General features: G+C 59.1%; 20 protein-coding genes and 2 pseudogenes. 9 read left to right on the plus strand and 13 right to left on the minus strand.

The window, feature by feature from the left end; genetic code table 11:
- Positions 1-4,319: 4,319 nt before the first annotated feature.
- The 7 genes from M2428_RS02955 to M2428_RS02985 form a co-directional block, all read right to left on the minus strand.
- Entirely contained in the window at positions 4,320-4,538 is a 219-nt protein-coding gene (locus tag M2428_RS02955; protein ID WP_277523503.1) for a type II toxin-antitoxin system prevent-host-death family antitoxin, read from the minus strand.
- Positions 4,538-5,263: a DUF2510 domain-containing protein gene (locus tag M2428_RS02960; protein ID WP_277523505.1), complete on the minus strand. Its 726-nt coding sequence runs from the start codon at positions 5,261-5,263 to the stop codon at positions 4,538-4,540. Before M2428_RS02960 ends, M2428_RS02955 begins: the two co-directional genes overlap by 1 nt.
- 227 nt (positions 5,264-5,490) lie before the next feature.
- Positions 5,491-6,174, minus strand: a complete 684-nt coding sequence (locus M2428_RS02965) for a hypothetical protein (RefSeq protein WP_277523506.1) — start codon at positions 6,172-6,174, stop codon at positions 5,491-5,493.
- Complete coding sequence (locus tag M2428_RS02970) at positions 6,146-6,991, minus strand: TIR domain-containing protein (RefSeq protein ID WP_277523507.1); 846 nt, start codon at positions 6,989-6,991, stop codon at positions 6,146-6,148. The genes M2428_RS02965 and M2428_RS02970 overlap by 29 nt, the downstream gene beginning before the upstream one ends.
- A 777-nt stretch (positions 6,992-7,768) precedes the next feature.
- Positions 7,769-7,948: a hypothetical protein gene (locus M2428_RS02975; protein ID WP_277523509.1), complete on the minus strand. Its 180-nt coding sequence runs from the start codon at positions 7,946-7,948 to the stop codon at positions 7,769-7,771.
- Positions 7,945-8,280, minus strand: coding sequence for a hypothetical protein (locus M2428_RS02980; protein WP_277523511.1), 336 nt, complete (start codon positions 8,278-8,280; stop codon positions 7,945-7,947). The genes M2428_RS02975 and M2428_RS02980 overlap by 4 nt, the downstream gene beginning before the upstream one ends.
- Positions 8,281-8,382: 102 nt before the next feature.
- Positions 8,383-8,700, minus strand: a complete 318-nt coding sequence (locus M2428_RS02985; protein WP_277523512.1) for an Lsr2 family protein — start codon at positions 8,698-8,700, stop codon at positions 8,383-8,385.
- A 288-nt stretch (positions 8,701-8,988) separates the two neighbouring features.
- Here M2428_RS02985 and M2428_RS02990 point away from each other — a divergent pair.
- Positions 8,989-10,277 (plus strand): IS3 family transposase gene (locus M2428_RS02990; protein ID WP_277523514.1). Its coding sequence is split into 2 segments (ribosomal slippage): positions 8,989-9,262 and positions 9,262-10,277, totalling 1,290 coding nucleotides; the frame shifts between segments, so codons are not numbered across the junction.
- 13 nt (positions 10,278-10,290) lie between these two features.
- Here M2428_RS02990 and M2428_RS02995 read toward each other — a convergent pair.
- Positions 10,291-10,764 (minus strand): hypothetical protein, encoded by a 474-nt coding sequence (locus M2428_RS02995; protein ID WP_277523516.1) that lies wholly within the window; start codon positions 10,762-10,764, stop codon positions 10,291-10,293.
- A 175-nt stretch (positions 10,765-10,939) separates the two neighbouring features.
- Between M2428_RS02995 and M2428_RS03000 the strand changes: the two genes are divergently transcribed.
- A complete protein-coding gene (locus tag M2428_RS03000; RefSeq protein WP_277523518.1) occupies positions 10,940-11,428 on the plus strand; it encodes a DUF4429 domain-containing protein in 489 nt (162 codons plus the stop codon).
- A 14-nt stretch (positions 11,429-11,442) separates the two neighbouring features.
- On the opposite strand, the gene M2428_RS03005 is transcribed toward M2428_RS03000, so the two are convergent.
- Positions 11,443-12,318, minus strand: a complete 876-nt coding sequence (locus tag M2428_RS03005) for a hypothetical protein (protein WP_277523520.1) — start codon at positions 12,316-12,318, stop codon at positions 11,443-11,445.
- Between the two features lie 236 nt (positions 12,319-12,554).
- Here M2428_RS03005 and M2428_RS03010 point away from each other — a divergent pair, with 236 nt between their 5' ends.
- Positions 12,555-14,159, plus strand: a complete 1,605-nt coding sequence (locus M2428_RS03010) for an AAA family ATPase (protein WP_277523522.1) — start codon at positions 12,555-12,557, stop codon at positions 14,157-14,159.
- 174 nt (positions 14,160-14,333) lie between these two features.
- Positions 14,334-14,567 (plus strand): hypothetical protein, encoded by a 234-nt coding sequence (locus tag M2428_RS03015; protein WP_277523525.1) that lies wholly within the window; start codon positions 14,334-14,336, stop codon positions 14,565-14,567.
- Here M2428_RS03015 and M2428_RS03020 read toward each other — a convergent pair.
- Entirely contained in the window at positions 14,560-14,847 is a 288-nt protein-coding gene (locus tag M2428_RS03020; RefSeq protein WP_277523526.1) for a hypothetical protein, read from the minus strand. The genes M2428_RS03015 and M2428_RS03020 overlap by 8 nt on opposite strands.
- A gap of 12 nt (positions 14,848-14,859) precedes the next feature.
- Positions 14,860-15,150 carry a hypothetical protein gene (locus tag M2428_RS03025; protein WP_277523528.1) on the minus strand — a complete coding sequence of 97 codons (291 nt, stop codon included), beginning with the start codon at positions 15,148-15,150 and terminating at the stop codon, positions 14,860-14,862.
- Positions 15,151-16,936: 1,786 nt separating this feature from the next.
- Here M2428_RS03025 and M2428_RS03030 point away from each other — a divergent pair.
- The 4 genes from M2428_RS03030 to M2428_RS03045 all read left to right on the plus strand — a co-directional run bounded on the left by M2428_RS03030 (position 16,937) and on the right by M2428_RS03045 (position 20,949).
- Entirely contained in the window at positions 16,937-17,377 is a 441-nt protein-coding gene (locus M2428_RS03030) for a hypothetical protein (RefSeq protein ID WP_277523529.1), read from the plus strand.
- 115 nt (positions 17,378-17,492) lie between these two features.
- Positions 17,493-17,903 carry a hypothetical protein gene (locus tag M2428_RS03035; RefSeq protein WP_277523531.1) on the plus strand — a complete coding sequence of 137 codons (411 nt, stop codon included), beginning with the start codon at positions 17,493-17,495 and terminating at the stop codon, positions 17,901-17,903.
- Between the two features lie 112 nt (positions 17,904-18,015).
- Complete coding sequence (locus M2428_RS03040; protein ID WP_277523532.1) at positions 18,016-19,215, plus strand: hypothetical protein; 1,200 nt, start codon at positions 18,016-18,018, stop codon at positions 19,213-19,215.
- Between the two features lie 828 nt (positions 19,216-20,043).
- Entirely contained in the window at positions 20,044-20,949 is a 906-nt protein-coding gene (locus M2428_RS03045; RefSeq protein ID WP_277523535.1) for a hypothetical protein, read from the plus strand.
- Between the two features lie 93 nt (positions 20,950-21,042).
- Here M2428_RS03045 and M2428_RS03050 read toward each other — a convergent pair.
- Positions 21,043-21,783, minus strand: a pseudogene (locus M2428_RS03050) (leucine zipper domain-containing protein); the annotation flags it as partial.
- Positions 21,784-22,400: 617 nt separating this feature from the next.
- Here M2428_RS03050 and M2428_RS03055 point away from each other — a divergent pair.
- The gene (locus M2428_RS03055; protein WP_277523605.1) at positions 22,401-22,898 is read left to right on the plus strand and encodes a bacterial transcriptional activator domain-containing protein; all 498 of its coding nucleotides are present in this window, start codon (positions 22,401-22,403) and stop codon (positions 22,896-22,898) included.
- Between the two features lie 628 nt (positions 22,899-23,526).
- Here M2428_RS03055 and M2428_RS03060 read toward each other — a convergent pair.
- Positions 23,527-24,054: pseudogene (locus M2428_RS03060) on the minus strand (DDE-type integrase/transposase/recombinase); the annotation flags it as partial.
- Positions 24,055-24,134 lie beyond the last annotated feature (80 nt).

The raw sequence follows: 24,134 nt of genomic DNA on the forward strand, positions 1-24,134 counted from the left end.
TAAGTGAGAAGGTGGCAAACACCCACGCACGGGTGAGCCGCACGGGTGGGTCAGGACACCAGTTTCTCAGATCCAAACAGCGTCGATAAGTCACTATCAAGGGAAATCCTACGGAGGTTGTCCTTGGCGTGGCCTGCCAACTCAAAGATTGTCGAGCCTAGGCGGCAAAGGCAGGCTGGGCCGCCGTTGAAAAGTTTGAGTGCAGTGACGACCTGCCTGCCTGCGCCTTAAGGCGCTAGCAGAGGCATGAAGTGGACGTTGCCGGATTAGCCGCGACCAGGTCATCGACCTGCTGGTGATAGGTCCCGGGGCTTGCTCTTGTCCCCGAGCCGGTAATCGGAGGCGACCGTCTTCGCCGCTGCGCGGTTGCTCTTGAGAGGGCATGGGGAGCGTCACTTCCAGCTCGGAAACAGCGCGGACCTCAGGGTATTCGCGTCGGCTGGAACTTCTGATGGGTGCCATCGGAGGCATGTCCTTCGGTGAAAACGTTGTGGGATTAATTACCGAAATCATTTTGGAAATGATTTACGGATGGTTCGGGTGAGTATGGGGTCTGGTGGGAGCTCTGGATCTGATCTCAGATCCAAAGCTCCCAGACGGGCGTGACAGTCTGACTCAGGCCGGCTGAAGCTCGGATTGACGCTCATGTTCAAATGCCCCGGCCTTCTGCTTCTCCCGATAGAGACGGTTCTCGCGGTAGATGCAGGTGCGGCATCGACGAGCACCGTTCTTCATCTGGGTGTTGCTCTGGTCGTAGGGGTGGCCGACCGGGCAGTGTGTCTTACGTGCGTGGACCGCCATACAGCCGAAGCCGCGCAGATTGTTCTCGGCGAGGGTGTGCCGAACGGCACCCTCACGCTGCTCCAGTCGACAGGGGGCCGCGGGGCGTCTGCATTGTCTTGCTGCTTGTCTCAGAGACGCCTGGGACGAAGTCACAGCGGCTCTCTGTCCGGCGGCCGCGACAGCGGTCACCGGGGGCTGGAGCCACTCGCGTCAGCGATGGCTCCAGGGGCACCCCAACGACGCGCCAGCGTTGGTGGGGCAAGGGAGCGCAGCGACCGAAGGATCGTCGGCTGCGCCGACCGCTGAAGCGAAGCGCGGTGCCAGTTCCCCTTATGCCCTTTTCCTCATTCCGTCGTATCTGGAGCTCTAGCGGAAGATCGACGGGTTTTCTGCTGGTACGTCAGCGGAAAGTAGCGCCGACCGCACCTCTCCGACCCGACCATTTATGGCTCCTACCGGTAGGAGGGTCGGGACGGGTGGCGCTAGTTTCCGTGGGTTCTGGGCGTTTTGGCTCCGACCGGATTTCACTGTGTGTGACGCCGGGTAGGAACGCTGTCTGCAGCTTCCGACTCGGGATCGACGTGTCAACTCTGTTGTGTCAACCCACTCATTTTCACTGTCCACGCGTGGACACTGGGTTGACACTGGCGCGTCATTCCGCGGGTTTTGGGCTCGTTGCTGTCCACGCGTTTTCAAGGCGCATGACGCCGCGTGGACAGGGTGCTGCGAAGCCGCGTTGAGGGGTCCCGACGGAGGAGTGGACACCGTTCCAGAGCCCAAAAAGGGGACGGAGTCCCCGACTTTGATTCTCGAACCAGCAGGCGCTGTGACGAAGGAGCAGCGGTCCCATACGAGGTGCCACTGGGGTGCCGGCTGAGGGACGAAGACGGTGCGACGGTGACACCGAAGGCGCTGCGCAGCAGCAGCTCATGGCGCTTTGCTCGTTAGGGTTTCCCGGCCCGCCAGGGACTGCTTCACACGCCATTATCCGGTCGCCGCGGAGCTGCGACAGTGGCTGGTCCGCCAGCGACCGCCTCGGCATCGTTGCAGCCACGGCTCCGTCGGTGATTGCCGGCCCTGGGCCGATGGTTTGGGCATGGTTCAGAGCCGTCGCAGAAGAGCTGCCCCGGTGTCGCGGCAGCATGGTTTCCACCTGCAAGGACTCCCTCCGCCGCGGTCGATCAGCATCTATCACAGAGCCTCCGCCAGCGCGGTGCCAGGGCGCCGGAGATGCAAAAGAAATGCAGCCCGAAGGCTGCAAGGGTGTGGCCAATCCCGGCCCGTATCTGGCCAGAAATTGACCACAAATGGCCAGAGAATGGCCGGGGAACGCACCGGATCCGGACCGGGACGAGCGAAATCAGCGCCGCCGGGCGGCCAAAAGAGTAGCTGGACCACATTTGGGCCGGATTTGGCCCAACTATGGCCCAGATGTGGTCCAGAATTGCATTGGGCTGTTTTGAGGGGACAAATGTGGCCAGTTCTGGCCCATTTCTGGCCCAAAAATGGCCGGAAAGACGCGGCTTCCCCGCCTCTGGCCCAATCCTGGCCACTGGCTGGCCAAAAATGGCCCAATCTTGGCCAGCAGGACCTGTGGTGGTCGTGAATCCGCGGACGTCCGTGGTGATTGGTGACGGGCGGGACCGCGGGCAAAAGGGCTACACATTGTCCTGACTGGGTCCGGACGGATGCGGGCTATCTTCAAGGTTCTTGGCGGTTGTTGCCCGCTCTGCAATCATGGACGCAGCGGGCAGAGAGGGGCGAGCCGATGGCCGCCAGTGATGACGAGAACGGGACCTCCAGAGAACAAACCATACTGCGGATTCGGAGCGGAATCCGGGCGGCCCAACTCCGGGTCGCCCTGGACGAGGTCCGGGGACGACAGACGCCAGACGCGGTGGTACGACTGGCGCAGCTGACGATGCCGCCGATGCCGTCACCCCTGGATGCCCTGAGGTCGCCTGAGGGGAAGCTTCGGACGGATCCAGCATCACGGAGAGAAGTGGCTCGCTATTTGCGTCGTACAATTCGGGCCGCGCAATTGAGGGTTGTCCTGGACGAGGAACGGGGCCGGCCGACCCCCGAAGCCGTGAAAGGACTAGCCCAAACAAGGCTTCCGACATTGAAGTAGGCTCCGTCGTGCTGAGACGGGCGGGCGTTTGCCCCCGACAATCCACCACGTCCGAAGATGATGGGTGCGTTGTATGGGCCGACAACTCGACGCGTGGAGGCGCCTCACCACCGAGGAACGGATACCACCCAGTGCCGCAGGTTCCCCAGGAAGCTGGGATCAAGGGGTAACGGCGGTCAATGAGCTCAGAGCCGAGAACCTGGTGGGGCGGTGGCCTGTCGAACTGCAGGGCAGGTCTTGGCTGTGCTCGTGCCGGTATCCTTTATCGCCTGGTGGCGCAGATTGACGCCGCGTTCAAGCTGCAACCGATCCCGCAGACGTTCGGGACTCGCTGTCGTGATTCCCCCAGACTGGGTGTAGACGCGCGGGCAGAAAATCAGTCCGGTCAGAGGTCATCAACGATGTACGACCAAAACCGCGCCTCTCGAGCCTCAGCTTCTTCAGGCGATAGTGAGTTCGGAGGTTTTTCGCCAAGACCTACCCAGTCAATCTTTGGCGGCCAAGGGATATTCACCCCATGTTGGAGGAGAGGCCCTAGGTGTTCCGAGCACACAGGTAATGGGGTATCCGCGACCCTATCCAGGAGAAAGTAAGCTGGTTTGTGGCAACAAACCGAGTTCGCCGGGAAGTCGCTAAATGCCTCGCACAGCAACGGCGAACCCAAAGCCTCATAATCGTTCATACGTACGCCCCTTTCATTGATGCACACTCTATGTGGATCAATCGGACGCAGTTGAAGCGGTGATCTCCGGTACCGCATTTAATCGTGATCTGCTCGCCGACAACAGAACCGTTCCGCTAGGTAAGAGCTACCCACCAGTCAGCACGCTTGGCTGATTTATGAACAGCTTTGGCAAATTAGAACGTTACCTCTTATGCTCCTTTGAAATATTAAGCGGCTTGTGCTGAATGTTACGCCGCCTAAATGCCTCACGGAGGAGTGCTGGCGGTGTTCCAGGTCCCGGCCGCGGGACGCTTCGTCTATGTCGGACGACAGTGTAAACAACCAGCAGCGAGAACGGGCGGCGATGTCCACCCTCAGGACTTATGATGCGGGTCGACAGCATCCAGTTGTTCGCCCACTTTGGGCAGCGAAACCCTCGCGGCTCGGCTGAAAGTCACCCTAGACGAACAACTGGCCGGGAGAGCTCGCCGAAGTTGAAGCGTTTGACCGGGAGGAAGCTGCCGCCGATCGCCAGGCCGCGTGGGCATGGCGATTTCCCAGGCCAAACTCGCGGGGCCGGCTAGCTCCTCGAACTGGACGTAGGCGGTTGTGCTTGAGGCCGCGACCATCAGTGCGGATTCCCGCCGGTATTCAGAGCCGGCTCTGAACGTGCACGAAGTTTTCACAGGCAGTCCTAGCTACGCGTATCCGGTCACGGCTCCGAAAACTTTGTGCTTGCCCTTACGGGTCACGGACAGATTGCACAGCCGACATGAGGCGGTGCGCGTTCGCAGGGGAGCGGAGCAAATAGCTTGTTTCCACCAGGGCGTCGTACGCATCTTTCGACATCAAAACCGCGGATCCACGCTTTGACACGATCTCGATCTCGGTGCGGTCAAAGTTGACGCGCTCGATGAGACGGACAAGGTCGCGACGAGCTGCGCTGGTTGATATGGCCATCACTGCCTCCTGATTGCAAGAGCCATGCTAGTACCGGGCCCATAGGTGGTGACAGAGTGCGCCTCGTTTGAAAGGGTGGGGTGCTCTCCCTTCGGGGGAGGGGTTGCCTGGGCTGCGGGCTCGGGGGCCTGCATGACGGCCGGATCGTGCGGGTCGGATTCGATCGGCTTGGGCTCGCCCCGGGAGACGGTCGGGTTGGCGTTCCAGATCTCGCGGGGATCCGCATCGAGAGCTGCCTTTTGGGTGGCCGCCTGCTGCCGGGCTTTGGCATCCAAGGCTTCCTGCCGGATGATCCCGCGGGCCTGAGCGACAGTGGCTGTCTGCATAGTCCACTGCCCGTCGAAGTACCTGGCCCAGCCCCTCATGTCCGGGTCCGGGTACCAGCCAAGGTGAGGGCCACCGGAGGGGAACAGGGAGCTCAGGGTGTCTCCGAAGCCGTAGACGACGCGGGTATTGGCCTTGGTGATCGCGTGCATGTGGTTGTACCAGTAATGGGCGACGTACGCGTCTGCGTCTTCCCGGGTGCGGCGTCCGGCTTGGACTTCGCCGTCGGCCCAGTGAGTGAGCTGCTGGTATTGCTGGTGTTGCATCTGGGCGAGTTGCGCGGCCGCGAGGTGAGCTTGGATGGCGCCTTGTTGGGCCAGGGTCCGTTGGATGCTGGTCTGCTCGAGAGTGTTGAGGTACGTGCCGACGTTGGCGGCAGTGTTGAGGCGATTGCCTTTCATCTTCCCCATGGCGGAGGGTCTTCCTGGTGTGTTGATCCGGGGCCTCGCGGTCCGGTCGTGCTGGATACGCGGATTGTGGCGCTTCGTTCTTAGGGGACGGTTGGCGTTTCAGGCCACCGACCTAGTGGACGAATACCACTCGAACGCGGGAGAGTAGCTAACAAGAGCCGCCTGAATATTCAGGCTAAGAAAATATGTAAGTCAGGACCGACCCCCAAGCGAAGCGCCTATAGGGGTAAGGGGTGCTTCGGGGAAAACGGGCCCTTTGTGTCCGGGGCCTGCTCTTCAAGCCGCCCATCGAAGTACAGGTTCCAGGTCCTAGCCTTGGTGTCCCGGAAGGTGCAGTGCGAGTTCGCGGTGGCCGGCGAGGGGATTTTTAGCGGTTTCGAGTCGGTCTTAGGCCCTAGAGGGCCAACAGACCGTACCTCCCAGATGCTGTTCTTGCCCTCCGTGTAGTCGAAAACCAGCAGAACTGAATCTAACGGCACGTCACCACGATTGTGAACAACGCATTCCATCTGGCCTTTAGTTGATTTATCGTCGAAGGAAATCGCCACGTTCCGAGCCTCCGCCGAACGCTGGTCCCACTCCTTGCGCCGTCTCTCAGCCTCGACCCGGTTTCTTTCGTCCACCTGGTGCTTGTAGGTGAAGGCCGCGATTAGAAGAGCGCCAGCGGTCCCGATGGCACCAATCCCGCCGGCCACCGCACCCCAAAAAGTGGATATGGCACTCATCCAATCGGCTGCATTTGGAGCGGTTTCCGACATTGGCCCCTGAAGCAGACTTGTACCGTTGATAACGATCGCTAGGATGCTCAGCAGAACGACTAGTACTAAGAATGTTCGGTATAGATAGATAAGAAATTTGCGCACGTCGTCCCTTTTAGTGTTGGCGTGCTGATGCTGCGCCATTGGCGAGATGCGGAAACTCCCGTTTGATGATAGCCAATACCTGGCCCTCAACCTCGCGAATGTTCTTGTACGGTAGGTGGACGATGCCGTGAATATTAGAGAACTCGTTTACGCCGTCCTCCATGATGAGGATGGCGCGCTTGTTGCCCAGCCGTCCCTGGAAGTAGCCGACCTCGTGAACCACGTTTTCGCGGGCGCGGACGGAGCCGTCAATCTGCTCGTCCTCAGCGGTCACAACTAGGAGGGCCAGGGCGTTGCCGTGCGCCATGCTCTCGATGACTTCGGGGATCGTGTAGCCCGCACGAGGCTGAGTCTCAAAAGTCTCCACGTCGTAGCCGTGGTGTTCGTGCAGCGCGTCTTTGAGGTTGCGCCAGTCCTGGGAGCGACCGTGACCGATGAAGATTTTGAGCGGAGGCTGTGGCGGTGGAGGGGGAGCGGGGAGTGTGTATTTCTCCAGGTTGTTCCTGAACGCAGCGAAGGGTGCGAGCAAGTCTCTACGGTTCTTCGCAGTGACCTGAATGCTCCAACGCCCGTACGAGTGGAAAATGTAGATCGAAATCAGGGGGCCGGAAACATCCACGAAGTCACTCGGACCGTCGGTGAAGACATCGGCGTGGATGCGCAACGAGGTCAGACTTTGACCGTACTCAGCGAAGAACTCCGTCTCGGAATCGAACCCCCACTCGACCAGGCCATCCGTGATGCCAGCGTCTCGCCATTGTGCCTTCTGTCCAGTGCGCTCTTCCATGATCCCCACGGCTTCACGCAGGACGCCCTCAGGAAAGAAAACGTTCTCAAATTCTTCTGTTCTGTGCAACCCAACTCCTAGTCATGAACCTGAGTTGGATTCTACTGGGTGGGGCAGACGCAAAACCGCCACGCCGCGCCTCGGCCGCTGCTGCGACACACAAAACTCCCGGCGGAGTAAGGCGATCAAACCAACTGCGTGCCGGGAGTCTTCTTACAATTTAGCACTCCGGTTATGTAATTGCCAGAGAACTAATCCCCAGCAATATCCACCTGTGCATAAGTGGTCGCCCACCAGATAGCAAATAAAAGTATTGTAGTTTGATAACGCTTACTTTATAATTCTTACTATAAACAAGGCGATCAACCAAATGACCAAACAACCCCGTTGTGCCAATTCACCCTCCTGCGTTCTGCCCGGAAAGCTGTGTTCACCTGGCTGAAAGTATTCGTATTCGTAACTGCTTCCTACTTCGCACTGGCAGTAACGGCCATTCTCATGACCGGAGGTGCCCGATGAACAACCTCTGGAACCAGATCCAAGTCATCAAGCTGCGCTTCCAAATGGGCGTGCTGAGCCGCGCCGGCTACATCGACCTTGGGCACTAAACAACTCCCACGTCTACCAGCCCCTTACGGACTACGACACGAAGACAGCTGAACCATATGACATCGAGGTCATCGGCAACATCTACGAGAACCCTGAGCTGTTGCAGGAGGCGAAGTGAAGTATTACTTCGGCATTATCGGATGGCTTCTAGGGCATGCAGATAAGACTTGGTGGGGACTCGCGGGTTTTATCTGCGGGTTCGCCATCTACGATGTCGCGTGTTGGGTATACAAGCGATTAGCGCCGAACTAGCCCCAGAACCAGGCCAATCAGCCCGACGACCAGCACCACCGTCACCGCCGACATCACGAACGCCAGCACCGGAGTCCCAGAGTTAGACGCCACGCCCGCGGAGACGATCAGCCCCACCATGAGGCCGATGAGTATCCCGCGCTTATCCTGCTGACGAAGACTCATGACACGCACCTCATCGGGTAGCTGAACAGGTAGTTGGGATAGATTCTCAGCCTATCCGGGCAGAAGCCGTTCACCGCGATGTAGAACGCCGCAGCTCCCACGACGGCCGAGGCGATGGGGCAGGCCCAGCCAGTAGTCCCGATACAGATACCGGAAACCACCCCACCGGACACGCCAGAGGCAACGGCTCCCTGGTCAGTCCGGTCGAGATCCACGTACGGCCCATAGGGCCAGTTCTCGTCATACCACCCACCGGAGACAGCACCAGCGGCACTGATATTGCCGAGCGCCAGCCCCAGGGCGAGGGCTAAAGCAATCAAAAGCTTTCTCATGTATTGAGCGTGAGGCACGGGGGAGAGGCGAGGCAATTAAACAAATCAGGGACAAAAGCTATCTCAGCTCTCGTCCCTGATTTTGTTTGTCGCTACCGATATTTAGTGTGCAGCTAGGTATTTCTCCACTACGTCAGCTTGCAGACGGCCGCGAGTGTTGACCTGGATACCTTTGTCTGCCGCCCAGAGCCGGACAGCTTTCGTATCGATTCCACTAGCGGACCTGGTCTGGCGCTTTGTTGGGCCGCCCTCTTTCCGAGCGGCATTCTGGAAGCGACTCAGGAAGTCGCGGAGTTCGGAAGCGTGGTCGGAATTGAGGTCAATAGCATAGGTGACACCGTCGATACCAAAGCGGATAGTTTCATCGGCGTCGGAACCATCGAGGTCATCGAGAAGCCGGGTGTAAGTTTTGGTTGCCATGTTTAAAGGCTATCACTGACTGCTTAAGGTATTCTCCACTCATGGACTTGAGCTAGTTGAAAGACTGCGGCAGCTTCTCATCCGACAATAAGGGGACTATCTCTCGGAATCGCCCACGCGGTCAGCCCTCACCTTTTCTAAGTGCTTCATTGGCTTGGTCGCTCGATTTATTGCTTTTCTAATCGTCGGGTCTTTGAGAATCTCTTTCGCAACCTCAGGAGGAATTTTCCCTGAGATTGAACCGTCCCGGGTTTGATGCCGCTATCTTCTTTGAGAAAGATAGTGATTATGCCCAAGCAGTTCCCTCCCGAGGTCCGTGACCGTGCAGTGCGCATGACCCTGGACCGGTTGCCCGAGTACCCGTCTGTTTATGCCGCTTGTAAGGCACTCGCGCCGAAGCTCGGAGTCGGTGCAGAATCGCTGCGCCGTTGGGTTGTCCAGGCGCAGGTCGATGCCGGAGAGGAGACCGGTCCGAGCAGTGACGAGCTGGAGGAAATCAAGCGGCTTCGGGCTGAGGTGCGGGACTTGAAGGAGTCCAACGAGATCCTGAAACAGGCCTCGATTTTCTTCGCGAGGGAGCTCGACCCTCGCCGCCGCTGATCTGTCGGTTCATCGACGAAATGCGCGCTGTTGGTTATGCGGTCGAGTCGATCTGCGCCGTCCTGCGGGAGCAGGGCGTGCAGGTCGCCGCACGAACCTACCGGGCGTGGAAGAAGCGCCTGCCAGCCCTGCGCACCATCGAAGACGCACGAATCACCGACGCGCTGCGCAGCTTGAAAGTCCCTGATGTGAAGGGACGGCCCCGGCCCGAGATCATCTACGGGCGGCGGAAGATGACGCAGTGGCTGCGCCGTAACGGATTCCAGGAAGCTTCCAAACACACCGTGGACCGGCTCATGCGTCAAGAGGGCATGAACGGCCTGGTCCGGGGCCGCAAGACCCGCACCACGGTCCCTGGCAAGGACGGCCGCCGCGCCGGCGACCTGCTGGACCGGGACTTCACCGCCCCGGCCCCGAACCGGGTCTGGGTGACGGATTTTACGTATGTCCCGGTGTACTCGGGATTCGTCTACGTTGCCCTGGTCATCGACCTGTACTCCAGGGCGATTGTCGGCTGGGAAACCTCAACCATCAAGGACACGGCGTTCGTCGAACACTGCCTGCAGATGGCTCTGTGGCGGCGGGAGCACACCGGACGCCCGGTATCGGCGGGATTGATTCATCATTCCGATGCGGGCAGCCAGTACACCTCCATCCGGTACACCGACACACTGGCACTGGAGGGCCTGCAGCCGTCCATTGGCAGCGTCGGTGATGCCTATGACAATGCCGCCGCCGAGACCGTGATGGGGCTGTTCAAGAACGAGGCCGTCGCGAAGGATTCACCGTTCCGCACGGGGGCGTTGAAGACCGAAACCGACGTGATGGAGATCGTTTTCGAGTGGGTCCACTGGTACAACAACCAACGCCTGCATTCTGCCCTCGGTCACCAGACGCCCGAGGAATTCGAGCAGGCATACTATGCTCGAAAAACCGGCTCGTTACCCGACGACGCCGCCAACAAACAGGCGGCATGATTCCCGGGACGGTTCAGATCACATCGCCCAAGAACTTGTGCGCCAACTGTTCGAGCTCGGACTCCGTTTCGTCACGCCTGGTCTTGGCGAGCCGCTTCCGACTTGCAGTGTGCTTGTCCCGGACGTTCATCCACTGCTGGATCATTACGGTAAGGACGCTAGATATGGCGGCCACATAGAGCACAACCTCTAGTGGGCTACTCAGACGAACCTCCCAAACGTCAATGCGCTTGGCGGTGATATTCCGTTGCCTGGTGTACCACTTCTCAACGGAAGCCTCGTCAAGCGCGCGCTCACCATTCGCACCCTCTTCGAAGTCGAGGCCCTCTGAATCTGCAAGTAGAAGGACAACCAGAGCTTCAATGCCCTCAATCATCTGGGTGAATCCCTTGAGATCATAACCGCGTCCTCGGAACCTCAAAAATATCCTGGGATCTCCCTCGTAGTCGCTGTCAGCATCTTGGTCGTGTGCATCTGAGTCAGTCATCGGTAGCCTCCTCACCCTGTGCCTTACTGTTATGCAGCGACGCTCTCATAACCAACTCGTAATCGCTAGAGGCGCAAGTTGCCGACGCGCGTTCCCCGCGCTTTAGCGTCTTTTGCCGCCGGGAGCGGCTAAGTTGTCTCCAGAGGCAGACGCCCTCACCAGACAGGGGACCAAGATGGAAATTTCAGCAAGGGGTCGCAGCGGCCAGATGTCATTCGACGGCAAATTTGTCACGATCACCCGAGAGGGCTTGCTGGCTAAGGCCTCGCATGGATTCGGCAGCGGGTCTAAGTCGATTCCGATTCGTAGCATCGGCGCGGTCCAGTACAAGCCGGCCACTTCCATGACCCTTGGATACGTTCAGTTGTCCATCAGCGGGGAACACGCCAAGAAGTTCAGCGCCGGCTCGATCAGCGGTGTGGGCAGGAATAACGACATCGCCAAGGACGAAAATTCCATCCTCTTCGCCAAGAAGGTTACCAAGGACTTCGAAGAGTTGGCGGCTGCAATCCGCGCCGCCATCGGCGGTCCAGAGGTAGGCGCTGCGCCGGTCGAAGTAGACCCGCTGCAGCAGATTGAAAAGCTGGCAGCGCTCCTGGATGCAGGACACGTTACTCAGGTTGAGTTCGACGCCAAGAAGGCGGAAATTCTTAGCCGCCTGTAACGCGGCCATGATGTCTAGTAGCGAGACACGTACACCGGGTTGGCCGCAGCCTCACTAATTTCTTCCGCTAAGTCGGTGCTCAGCCTGTAGCCATCGGCTTTCTTCGTCAGGAACTTGATCGCGGCATCCTTGCGCTTGGCTTTGGTGTAGACCGTCCGCCAAGCTGGGTAGGCTGTCAGCTCGTCGGCAAGCTCGGATTTACGGGCACGGAAGTCTTGCTCGAACTCATAAACTTTGGCGTTCACGATCTTGTTGGCATCAGCCATGATTTGCCGAGTCAGTATGACTTCGGGGATCTCATCTAGCCCCGCCTCAGCAATGATGGACGGTGCGACATGTCGTCGCTTGCCAACCTGTTCACCTCGGTATTTGGGAGACTCGGCCAAAGCCGTCACTGCTGCTTGGTAGTTGGAGTAGTACTCCTTCAAGCGTTCCTCCCGCTCGGCTTCCGATTCCGCCTCAGCGTTTTCAAGTACGGCGTTTACCTTCTCCATCAGGTCCCCAGCCCAGTCGCACCGGGCGCACCACTCATACGCTAAGCCTTGCGCTATCCAGTTCACCGTGAGGGACATCATCGTTCCATCGTGCTTGTCGGCAGCCTTCAGAATCCGCTCTGCTGCCGGCGGCAATTCTTCGCCGTGTTCTGTTTCAAAGTAAATCCTGGTCATGTCGACCGAGAACGGCGTGGCTGTGACGCTAATAAAAGGGGCGCCCACTAGGACGGCTAGCTTGAGGGCGGCCTCGATGTCGGCTACTTCGCTGTCCACCTCCACGTCTATTTCCTTTTTGACTTCGACACCAGGAACGATTAGCAGGTCAGCGCTTGCGGCACGTCCGGGAATCGTGGCGTCGATTTTCGCCAGGTCGGCCGAGGTATAGGTGAAGGACATGGTTCAAATACTAGAGTGTGGTTCAGGCAACTATTGGCAGCACTAGGGGATTGGCTCATAATGAGCTGCTTCTGTTCAACGTGTCGTCAGCCACTGCTTCGGGCCTGCTCTTTACGATCCTGGGCGTGATCGAGGAGGACATCGCTTTCACGAGCCTGGGCAGCGACGACGTGACGGTGCTCTAGCGCCATTGGGTGTCATCCCGAAGTGTCGGTGGCACACCATAAGGTGGTCTCATGACAATTCGCGTGAGGATAAAGACACTTGAGTCCAATGCCGGTGATTCGGTAGAGATTTCCGAATCTGGCGTAACCTGCCTCGTCGGGGGTAACAACGCAGGCAAGTCTCAGACCTTGCGTGACATAGCCGTCCGCATGCACTCCCATGACGGTCACGTCGTCGTACTACGCGAGCTGCAGCTGGAAAAGGCTAATCAGCTCCTGCTGGAAGAGAGCAGCGCTTTTCTTGCCGAAACTGCGGTTTCCACGCCTGCCCACCAACCGGGAACTTTGGCGTATTCTCCAATGGGCGGCAGCACTCAGATAGCCCCTGATACCTTTAGGGCACTCTTCGGTATTCATCCGAATTCCCTTGGGGGAGCTTGGGAGTTCTTCCTGAAGCACTGGAGTGCCGGAAGTCTTTCGTCGTTCGCGAGCGCTAGTTTGGGGCACGTCGGTTCCGGAACTCCCGCCAGTAGCCCCCTTCATCTTGTCTTCCGAGACGGCGAACTTGAGCAAGCGCTATCGGATCTGGCTCATGAGGTGTTCGGAGAGCGGCTAACTCTGGATCGGGCGAACATGGATGTCCGGCTGCGTATGGGCAAAGTCGATGTACCAATTCCACTGTTCAACAATCCAACGACCGAGTATGCGGACGCTGTCGCTGCGCTGCCGTCTTTGGAAGATCAGGGTGATGGCGTTAAAAGCTTCTTGGGACTAGCCCTAGCCGTCGTGACTGGACACTCACAGATGCTTCTTATCGACGAACCGGAAGCCTTCCTCCATCCAGGTCAAGCAAGGGCGTTGGGGCGTTGGCTAGGAATCCAAGCCAAGAAGCGCGATGTGCAAGTAATCGTGTCGACGCACAACCGGGATTTTGTGCTTGGGCTCCTCAGCGGAGGCGCCGAGTCTGACGTTCGGATTGTGCGAATCGTCCGGAACGGAAGCATCAACAGATTCCACGAACTGCCGCCCAGCGACATCGCGGCTACATGGGCTGATCCGGTACTTCGATACTCCAACGTCTTGCAGGGTCTGTTCCACCGCAGGGTGGCCATCTGCGAATCGGACGCAGACTGCCGCTTCTACGGGGCGGTGCTCGATGAGTTGGCTGTCGAGACGAATCGCCGATCACAAGCCGACGATATCCTCCTGGTTCCGAGCGGCGGGAAGGACCGCATTGCTGCGCTGGCGAAGTCCATGCTGCAACTCGGAGTGGAAACGCATGCCTTCGGTGACTTTGACGTGTTGAACCGCAAAGACAGAATTTGCGGGATTGTGGAGTCCGTCGGGGGCTCTTGGACCAATGAGATGAACTTAGACTTTGTCGCTTTTGCTCGTCCAGTGCAGGAAGGACACCTGTGGGACGACCTTAAGAAGCACGGCATGTCAGCGGTTCCCGCGGGTGACCCCTATTCGGCCTGCGAACGATTGCTAAAGTCTCTTGACGCTATGCGGGTCCACATTGTTCCGGGCGGTGAAATGGAGTCGTTCGACCGTTCCATAGGAGTCAAGGGTTCCCCATGGGTGAGTGCCGCACTGGAAAAGGGCCTACATAAGTCCTCTCAAGGCGCCAAGGATTATGTGGAAAATATCCTCACGCCTAATGAGCTTGCCGGTTAACGTCACTTGCCGCATTATGTGAGCAATGGCAATCACCCGACATCACAATCGCCCGGAGACACTCCATACGCCGGTTCGGCGCAGCGGGCGCTTTTAGATGTCACTGTTGCTCCTATTACGCAAGGTCATCGCCGTGGCAGGGCGGGGGAGGTCGTAGACCTAACCGGCTACACGGTGAAGTTCGGCATCAATTCGCTGACTACTAGCACCATCACGAACACGGCGCATCAGACCTGCACCGTCACTGACGCCGCGGCCGGCCTCTGCAAGTACCGCTTCGTCACTGGGGATCTGCCGGACGCTGGCGGGGACTACGAGTGCGACCTGCAGCTGACTGACGCTGCCGGACTCGTGGAGACGTACTACTCGAAAACTCGTATCAAGACCAGGGCGGAAATTGTCAGTTAGCTTGTATCCGTCGCTTCAGAACCACGTACTTGGTCGACTCGGGCGGGCTTCCGAGGTAGTAGTCGACAACCACAGTCATCGGTCCAATCATTTCCCAGCCATCTTCGCCCGCTTGCTGTATTTCTGTCCAGACCTGGTCATGCGCCTCACTGATGAGCCTCTGCTGCTCCGCCGCATAAGTCGCTCCATAAAATCCAGGAACTGAATCACCTTGCCGCATGGCCTCATTGGCAATCGTTCTAAATAGACCGACCCGCATGTACTCCCATTTTTCCGTCATGGAGCAATGCTATCAGCGACCAAAACAGGAAATGCTATAATTCGGGCATATCAAGGAACCCCAATCTGTGGCTGATGAAAAGAGTAAAGCGCTCGATAAGCTCCAGCAGGAAGAATTCTGTTGAGTAATGTCAAGGTCGCGGCGAGAATCAACCAGCTCTTGGACGAGGCTGGACTCAATGATGCGCACGTCGATAAACAGCTGTTGTTCCTCATCACGCAGCACGCCGACTTCACCAACAAGCTTGGAGCTATTCGCGAGTACAACAAGCTGAAGGCCAGGATCACGGAAAAGGTTGACCACACTGTAGAACTGCCTCCGGTGGTGTACGACATTATGGGGAACCTGGTGAATGCCCAACCAAGCGCCGGCAGCGAATCCACCAACTCCTTGGCGGGGCCAGTCGGGGCCTTCCTCGCGGTGGGCCGCGAGCTGGGCGAGGCGGCGGTGCCAGCGGGCTTCGTCCTTGGATTCCCTGCGGGTTTCCTGCCACCCTGGCACCTGGGCAGACCGTCACGGTGGGCCGGCTCGAGGGTCCCCTCGGCTGCTTCGCGCCGGCGATCCGAGAGCCACCGCGCTATGGCTCTTTCCTCACGGTCGGCAGAACGGCCAGCAGGCAGCCGGCCTTCAGCCGAGATCCAGGCGATGACCTCGTCCATGCGGGCGAGGTCCTTGGGAGAGGGGGAGGGGACGCGTGCGGCGTCGGCTGCCTGGTGTGCGGCCTCGAGTCCGGGCTCCTGGCGGCGGGCGATGGCCAAGGTGGTATCCGACGGCGGCCGGCGGAACCCGGACGAGGGCAGCGATGCGTTGCCGGCTCAGTCCGAGCCGGTACATCAGCACCCATTCCGCGTCAGGAGAGCGCCGCAACCGCCTGTCCATAATGGACCCCATCCTGCCACGGCCCTTCCCGAAGCCGGGCGGCCAGGGCCACGCCCAAGGACACTGCTTCCGGCGCCCGCTGGCGGAGCCTCGGTGGGATCCAGTGCCGGCTCCGCGCGGCTCCTCCGTCCCTGGCCGTTTGCCTGCCGTGTTTTATGTCGACTGCCCTTTATGGCGGCCCCTCCGGTCTTGGCTTGAAAGCTCGGGGTGTCCTGGCACACCCCTGGTGTGCGGTCTGGGCGGAAGCGGACAGCGGATCGGAGCCGCGGACAGATTAAGCAGCGGACAGATTAAGGGGCGTGGAAGCCTGGGTGTGGATGAGCATGTCTGGTCCCATGACCGTCCACCCGGCCGGGGGGATGCACTGGGATCGTCGACAACACCCGCGACGAGGGCGGCATGGTCAATGCCCGGCTGCGGGGCCTCGGGACGGACAGGTCCGCGAAGGGCTATGCCGGCTGGCACAATCAACGCGGCGGGGATTCGACCAGGACCGTAGCGGTGGAACCGTTCCACCGCTACGGAACCCCAACCCTCACGGACTCCCCACCGCCATCACACTCCTGGGTGCGTTCCATGTCGTCGAAGTCGGCTCAGCCCAAGTCAATGAGATCAGCCGCCGAGTCCGGCAGGACAACCTCGGACACCGCGGAGGCTAGCGCCGATCCGCTATACGGCATCCGCCGGACCCTGCAGATCGGCGTCGAAAGACAGGCCGTGGGCCTGTACAAGCTCACGATTGTGACCCGGGCGACGAGATCATCCTGGCCCGGCAGTGCTCCGGGAAGCTCCACAAGATTCACTGCGAACTATCGGCTCGGTGACGGGACCCGCGACGAAGTGCTCTCATCGCTCCCGCCCTTGCCCGGTCCCGGAATTCGCTCGGCATTGGGCGCACATTGCGGCCTTCGACCAGGACTGTGGCCTACCTCGCCATACACGGGGCCTCCAACGGACCCACCGAAGCAATCAACGGCATCATCGAAACCACCCGTAGAAAATCGCGGCCGACTTCCCGCAACTGCACGAGCTACAGGTTCAGAGGCTACTCCCCTCGGACGGACACCGCTCCTATCAACGAATTTCCGTAACCATGCCTTCGAAGGGTCCAGGGCCTGCGGTTGGACAACTGGATGAGTAACGATCCTGTAACGCGTGCGTGAAAAAATTCAGACCCTTACCGGACTAACAAAAGCGAGAGCGAGGAGCCATGGCTCTGGAGCGCGAGTACCAAATCGCCATACGTAGGAGCGCACTTTTTGCCACCCTCGAAAAGGACGTTATCGAGCATCAGCTTAAAATCGCTCAACTTAGGGAAAGGATTCGCATTGCGGAAGATGAGATCGAACTGCACGAGGTGGTGCTGGAACTCACCCGCAATCGGCGTCTCATTGATGCGATTAGCGAATTCAGCGATGTCGGAAGCAGCGCATCGAACTTTGTCCGCGACCCGCTTCAATACTGCAGGGAAGAAAATATTCCTCTCCCCGAAGGAGTGACTCTATACCCACCCAACAGTTACGATCCATCACACCTACCCACGGCGCGCGTTCGCCGCGGCATGTGGGATATGGAGATTATATGGGACGGTGAAACGGGTTTTCTCATGCGCCCCTATCATGCCACTGTTGCCGCTACGGAGATCCACTGACGACGATTCGGTTCTACCGTGCCTCAAGAGATGATGTGGCAGGTTCGAGTCGTACCTGCGACTGGGCGCATTCGGCGACGGCGCCCCGCCATCAACGCGTGGGGATAACACGTAAATGGCACCAGGACTCATTGATGCACGGCCTATAGGAGAAATGATGGGTACGGGAACACCAGTTCAGAGCGTGACGAATTTCTGGACCGGCAGCATTTGGTTCCTAAATATGGAGGAACACAAATATGACCGGCAAATACCGCAAGGCCAAACTCTTAACGTGGGTAGCGGATGGGTACCCTGGTGCCGATGGACAGAGGAATTCGGCACGAGGCATATTGCCATAGTTGATGCGAATGCCGGCACGGTACTTTTTTACATTTGGCAATGGCGGGGTGATGACGGTGACTTTGTTCGCGCATCTTCCAATGGATTTTCTAAACCCGGACCACACATTGCCGGACAACCGGAGCCGGGCGGAGAACGGAATCTTTTGGTCAATACAAATCGCGTGATTCTCTCCAAACCTTGAGCGTGGAGAAAGGTCGTGCGCATTTCATGTGGTCGATAATCAACGCGGGGCTAACGGCGGACCAAATATGTATTCTTGTCGAGCTTGATAACGGAAGGCTCAGGTTATACAAGTGTTTAATGCGATCAGAAGAATTAAAGAACAGATAGAAGATGAAATCCTGGCGCGTCCCGGCGTTACAGGTGTTGACATTGGTTACAAACAGGTTGGAGACGAGACGACCGAGATCCCTGCAATTATAGTCTTCGTAGAGAAAAAGAAGAATGAGGACGAACTCGAGGAAGACCAAGTAATTCCTAAGACATTTGGTCCGTTTGCAACGGATGTGCGTCAAGAGGGACCTTACATTTTCACGCAAGATGCCGTGCGTTACAATCCACTCCTCGGTGGTATTGCCGGCGGCGCCTGCACGCAAATCCCGGGTTTTGGAACCCTGGGGGCAATCGTCCAGGACAATGCATCACCACCCGGCACAGTTCGATTAGGGGTGCTCAGCAACTGGCACGTATTAGTGGCAGGGACCACGAGCACGAGTCCCCTGAACGTGGCTCAGCCTCCACCTGGCTTAGGAGGAACATGCCCCCCCGACACGATCGCAACTGTGGCACGTTCGGCTATTACTGAATATGTTGACGGCGCAGTGGCCTTTCTAAACACCGCGCGCCCGGCGATCAACGCCATCAAGGATATCGGGACAATCTTTCCTCCCGCGACCATGCCGGCAGTAGTAGGGTGGCCGGTCCGAAAGCGGGGCGCCAGGACGGGGCTGACAAACGGGACCGTTGAAAGCGTTGATGCTTCGTTTGTCTTGGTCGAATCCGACGGTACCTACAGAAAGTTCAAGAACCAGATAAGAATAGGGCAGAGCACGTGGCCCGGACCCTCAGCCTTTATGTTGCCCGGGGATTCCGGCTCCGTGCTTGTGGATTCCGCCAATCGACGGATCGTCGGCCTGCTTTTCGCCGGAACTAGTGATGGCTCCGTTGCGTATGCCAATCCAATAGCCGACGTCCTGTTTGCGCTTAACGTCAGCATATTCGCGCCCAAGCCCAAGGAAAAGGACAAGGAAAAGGATGAAGAGAAGGGACGGCCGCCAGTGAAGGAATCGATGAAGGAATCCATGATAGAGAAAGGGCGGGACAATCAGGGCGAGCAGTTCGAGGCATCCCCGTTTTTCCGTGATGTGCCAGCGTCGGAGCAGGACGAACCCATGAGCGCCCGGCAGGTCGAGGATTCAGAGGCGCAAGTGCAGCACTTCATAGAGCGGCGAGACCGGCCGCCAGTAGGACGCGACCAACCCAACGACGAGTAGTCATGTACGAATGGTGTAGTTAGGTCTGAATGACGACCGTTCCACCCAAACTGTATTGAGTTAGCGCGGGGATAGTGCGATGTGGCTCCTGATTTGCGATCCGTCCGACGATGAGGCCTTGTGGGCAAGGGCACGGCTACAAGACTATGGCCTCACTCCGTTTGAAGTTCTGACTGCTGATGATTTCACCTCAGCTCAACGGTGGATCCATCGCATTTCTGAGGGTGGTTCGAGCATATCTGAGGTTCGTCTGCAGAACGATGCAGTCGTACGGAGCGATACTGTGACCGGAGTACTGAATCGTTTGCGGAAGATACCCAGTTGGGGACCCATGGAACGAGCCGCGAAGACCGACCAACTTTATGCGGCGGCAGAAGTCGTATCGTTCCTCGTCAGTTGGCTTTACGCTTTTCCTCGACCCATGCTAAACGTTCCATCGCCGAGTGCATTTGCTGGTCGCGCCCGGCACTGGTCCGAATGGGTGCAAATGGCCCAGGTGTCCGGTTTGAAGACGAAGCCCCTAATCAGATCTAGCAGACACGGATCCAGCGATGAAGCTGCCAACCGTTTCCCAGCTTTGGGTGAATTCGAGAACCATCAGAATGTCATTGTTGTGGGCAAAGAAACGATAGGTGCGGACTTGTCGATAGGCGTCCGGGAAGCGTGCGGTCGTCTGGCCGCGATCTCAGAAACCCCATTATTGGGTGTCCGACTGTCATATGCTGAGGGCGCATGGTGCTTCGCAGGTGCCACCACGCATCCCGACTTACGTCCCGGTGGAACTGAGGTTATTGCAGCTCTAGCTCAGGCGCTTTCTGGTAACGAACCATGATCCTCCTGTGCGGGGAAGCGTCGGATAGCCCACTGTCCAGCGTCCATTCACTCGTCGAATCGATCGGGATCCCGTACATCTTCATGAGCGGTGCGGACGCTGCCGAAGCCTCTATTACGTTCGAGCTGAACCATGGACGCCCGACCGGCATACTTGGCTGCGGAGGTAGATCTTACGCACTCGAGGCCATAGGCGGCGTTTATCTACGGGTGGGGAATGATATTCTCTGGGAGAACGGGCAGTCTGCGGCCTTTTATGACACTTTTTTCGAGTGGTGCCAAATAGCCGACTCTCGCGTAGTGACCCGGCCTACCTCCGCCGCATCCAATTCTTCGAAGCCCTACCAAGCCCAGCTGATACAGGCCCAGGGACTGTCTGTGCCCGACACAATCGTCTCAAATGACGTAGATCAGATCCTGGCATTCAGAACGCTTCATCGGCGCATAGTCTACAAATCTATGAGTGCTACCCGGTCGATTGTCCGGCTGGTCGGCGATGAGGACTTGCGGAGACTTCATCGCGTGTCCTGGTGTCCCACTCAGTTCCAGCAGTTCGTCGAGGGGGTGAACGTCCGGGTACATGTCGTGGGTGACAAGCCTATTGCGACGGCAATCCATACAGATGCCGTGGACTATCGATACCCGAGCCCCAGCGACCGGCTAAGTCTGACTGAGGTGCGACTCCCTGACGACCTTGAAACAAAATGTCTTCAGTTGGCCTCAGCCCTGAACCTTCCATTCGCTGGCATCGACCTAAAGGTCACGCCGGCGGGTCGCGTCTACTGCTTCGAGGTCAACCCGAGTCCCGCGTTCACGTACTACGAAAGGCAAACCGGCCAGCCAATCGCCCGCGCCCTCATCGACTACCTAAGTGGTGACTGCCACAATGTCGCGCACGGCTAGGCGCTCTTGGCTAAGGCCTAGTCTCAACGCCACAGTTGATTGATGGACGCTGATGGGAAAGTCCGCGGGCTAGCCACAGCTACAGTCGGTCCCGGCTCCGAGGTCCGCAACGGCCTGATGGAACGCGGCGGAGTTGCGGTAGGCGAAGGCATTGTCGGTGATGACGCGTTCGATCCGGTGGATGCCGTGGCCGGCGAAGTAGCCTGCGGCGCGCGTCAGGAACTCGGCCGCGGTGGCGCCCTTCTCGTCGGGGAGGACCTCGGCGTAGCCGATGCGGGTGTGGTCATCGATCGCGACGTGGTCGTAGTCGTATCCGATTCCGCGTCCCTTGACCTGCTCCGAACGGCCGTGGGCGCGCCAGCCGCCGCCGTCGGGGATGCGTCCGAGCTTCTTGACGTCCAGGTGGACGAGTTCCCCGGGCCGGGCTCGCCCGTACCGGTTGGTCGTGGTCCGGGCCGCGCGGATCGGGGCACCGGTCAGCGGATCGCAGTCCGCCAGCCGCGGAACCCTGTGCCGGCGCAGGATCCGGGACACTGTCCGGGCCGGAACGCCGGTGAGCGCAGCGATCCGCAGTGGCCCGAATCTCACAGAAGGCCGGGTGTCCAGGACGGTCTGTTCACGTTCGGAACTCGTCCGGGTCGGTGACCTCGGCCGGCTCGAGCGGTCCGGCAGGCCTGCCGCGCCCTCGGCCCGGAAGCGTCTGACCCACCGGTACGCGGTCTGCCGGGACACGCTCAGCTCCGCGGCGATATGGGCGACCGGGCGGCCTGCGGCCACACGGTCAACGATCAGGCGTCTTCCATGAACGGTCAGACGGGCGTTAACGTGGGACACGAGGACCTCCGAGCGCAAAGTGTGTGAACTAGACAGCTCCAATTAGCCCGGAGGTGATAGGGCTCCCGGACGACAATTCGGTCCGAATCGAGTTCTAGAGATAGTGCTGGCGAATGCACGTTGGGCGGCAGCGGGCCCGGCAAAATCGTTTAGCAGCGGCGCATAAGCAGAATTCAAGATTGGCCGCTCCTCATAGACCCTCGTCGCTAGGGCCTTTCGGCCCGGCTTCGCGGGACGGTTTTAGTTGTGGTCATTATTGCGCGTGAGCTGTCAGCGTGCCCAGTTTGCGCTATTTCGCTTCACAAATCTGCCAGATGCGGCGGCCCATTGACATCCCCTCCCGAAATGCGGATCCTCGTGGCTAGAACTGTTCCAGCTCGCAGTCACGCTGGATATTGGGGGTACCAATGGGAAGCGGCAACTTTTGCCATTTTCAGCTGAGCTTGTTCCAGTCGTGGAAACTCCGCAGGAACTCGTGCGTCATGCAAGTTGCGGCGCGTCAACAGAGGCTCATCACTGCCCTGGCCATCCACGGCCCCCGCCCTCGAAGTTACCTCGTTGGGCTCCTGTGGCCGGAGAGCTCCGAGAGCCGGGCCATGGAGAGTCTGCGCGTGAGCATGCACTTGGTCTCACGGCAGGTCCCGGGCCTGCTCATCAATGGCGGAACGGTGCTGTCCCTCAGTGACATGGTCGACGTCGACCTGCACAGGGTCCGCGCCCAGGTCCGGGAGCTAAGTAGAGTCGGCCTCAATGCAGACGTGGTCTCATGCCTGCACCAGTTACGGGACGCCGAATTACTCCCGGGCTGGTATGACGATTGGGTGCTCTTTGAACAGAGCAGGTTGCGGCAGGACCGGCTCCACGCGTTTCAGATCATTGCTCGGCAGTCGCTGGCGCGCTGCGACTTTGAGATTGCCGTGGAGGCCTCGGAGGCGGCAATGGAACTTGAACCGCTCTATGAAAGTGCGGTTGGACTTCTCATTCAGGCTCAAAGGCAGCAGGGCAACACTGCCGCCGCGCTTCGTGCCTTCGAAGAGTATCGAGCGAAGCTGTATGAGGACATGGGCCTTGCGCCGTCGGAGGGCATTCGGCGCCTAGTCGCTGACATTCTGTAGGAGCCGGGCTCGGCATGACACCCACCCGGGAATCAACGTCCCCACGAGCCACTAAAAGCGGACAAAGTTGCTGCCATCGAAACGCAGTTCCGACGGCCCGGTTTCCATGGACGCCGTCGATTTTGGCGAACCTTCCTTTCGCTGGGCGGACTCGGCAAGTTCCTAAGCATCAGGGAGGTTGCATAGCCATCGGTTCACGGCTGCGGCTACTTCCTCCCGGCCGCGAGCATAAGTAACCGTAGGTTCGTCACCTTCCGCCGACTCCGCGATGATCCGTGCACGGAAGGGTTCAGGACTTTCCGGTTCCTTCCAGACTCGAATTACCAAGGTTGCCTGGGAAGACGGCCCAACGTCCGGCCCTTTCGAGCCCTCGGAGCCGCCGGAATTCACCATGCCCATCAAAATCAGCTCCTCTTGATCCGGCCATGAAGTGGTTCCGTTGATCTGGCCCACTAACGTTGGCAGCTTAGTCTCACTTAGCAGTCTCTCAGACTCATCTCAATATTTTCTGGTACGAGCCTCGATATTGGCCTGTCTCCTGATGCCGTCTTTCCATAGCCGTATGGCCTTGCCCGGCCAAATTTGCGGTTTTCAGCATCAGCCAAACCACATTGGTCCGCGGGACCAGCCGGGCATTGGCCTTGGAGAGCCACTGCGCTAGCTGGACATTGAAATCCGCCGGCGAGGTGAAGGGCCGGCCGGGCAGAAACGAGGTCTCCAGGAACTGGTTGGCCCGCTCCTCCACGCCCTTGCTCTCCGGGGCATAGGGCTTGACCTGCCACGATCCTGGTCGCGAGGACATCGGCGAACGCCGCCACGCCGGCGGCGTATCTATTCCGCCGCTCGATGCCGGTTTCGTTGTCCCAGATCAGCCTCCGCGGAACCGCGCCAAGGGACCCGATCAGCTCCCACATGCCGGTCAGCAGATCCCCGGTCATCCGGGACGGGATCATCCGGGCCATGATGAACCGCGAATGCGAGGACACCATCACCAGCACCGGCAGGACCCTGGGTTTGCCGGCTCCGAGGGGTATCCGCACCTCCGGGAACCACAGGTCGCACTGCGCCTGGTCCCCGCTTCGTAACTGATCCTGTCCGCAGGGTTTGCCGGGGCATACTCCGGCCGGATCCTGGCCACGTTCTCACGGAACCAAGCCGCGGGGCGGGTCCGTGAATCGATCGCGTCGACGATGCGCGGGCAAGGTAAACGTACGCCACTCTGCGGGTCGACGTGCT

The sequence above is a fragment of the Arthrobacter sp. ES3-54 genome, from assembly GCF_029504395.1.
GTDB lineage: Bacteria > Actinomycetota > Actinomycetes > Actinomycetales > Micrococcaceae > Arthrobacter.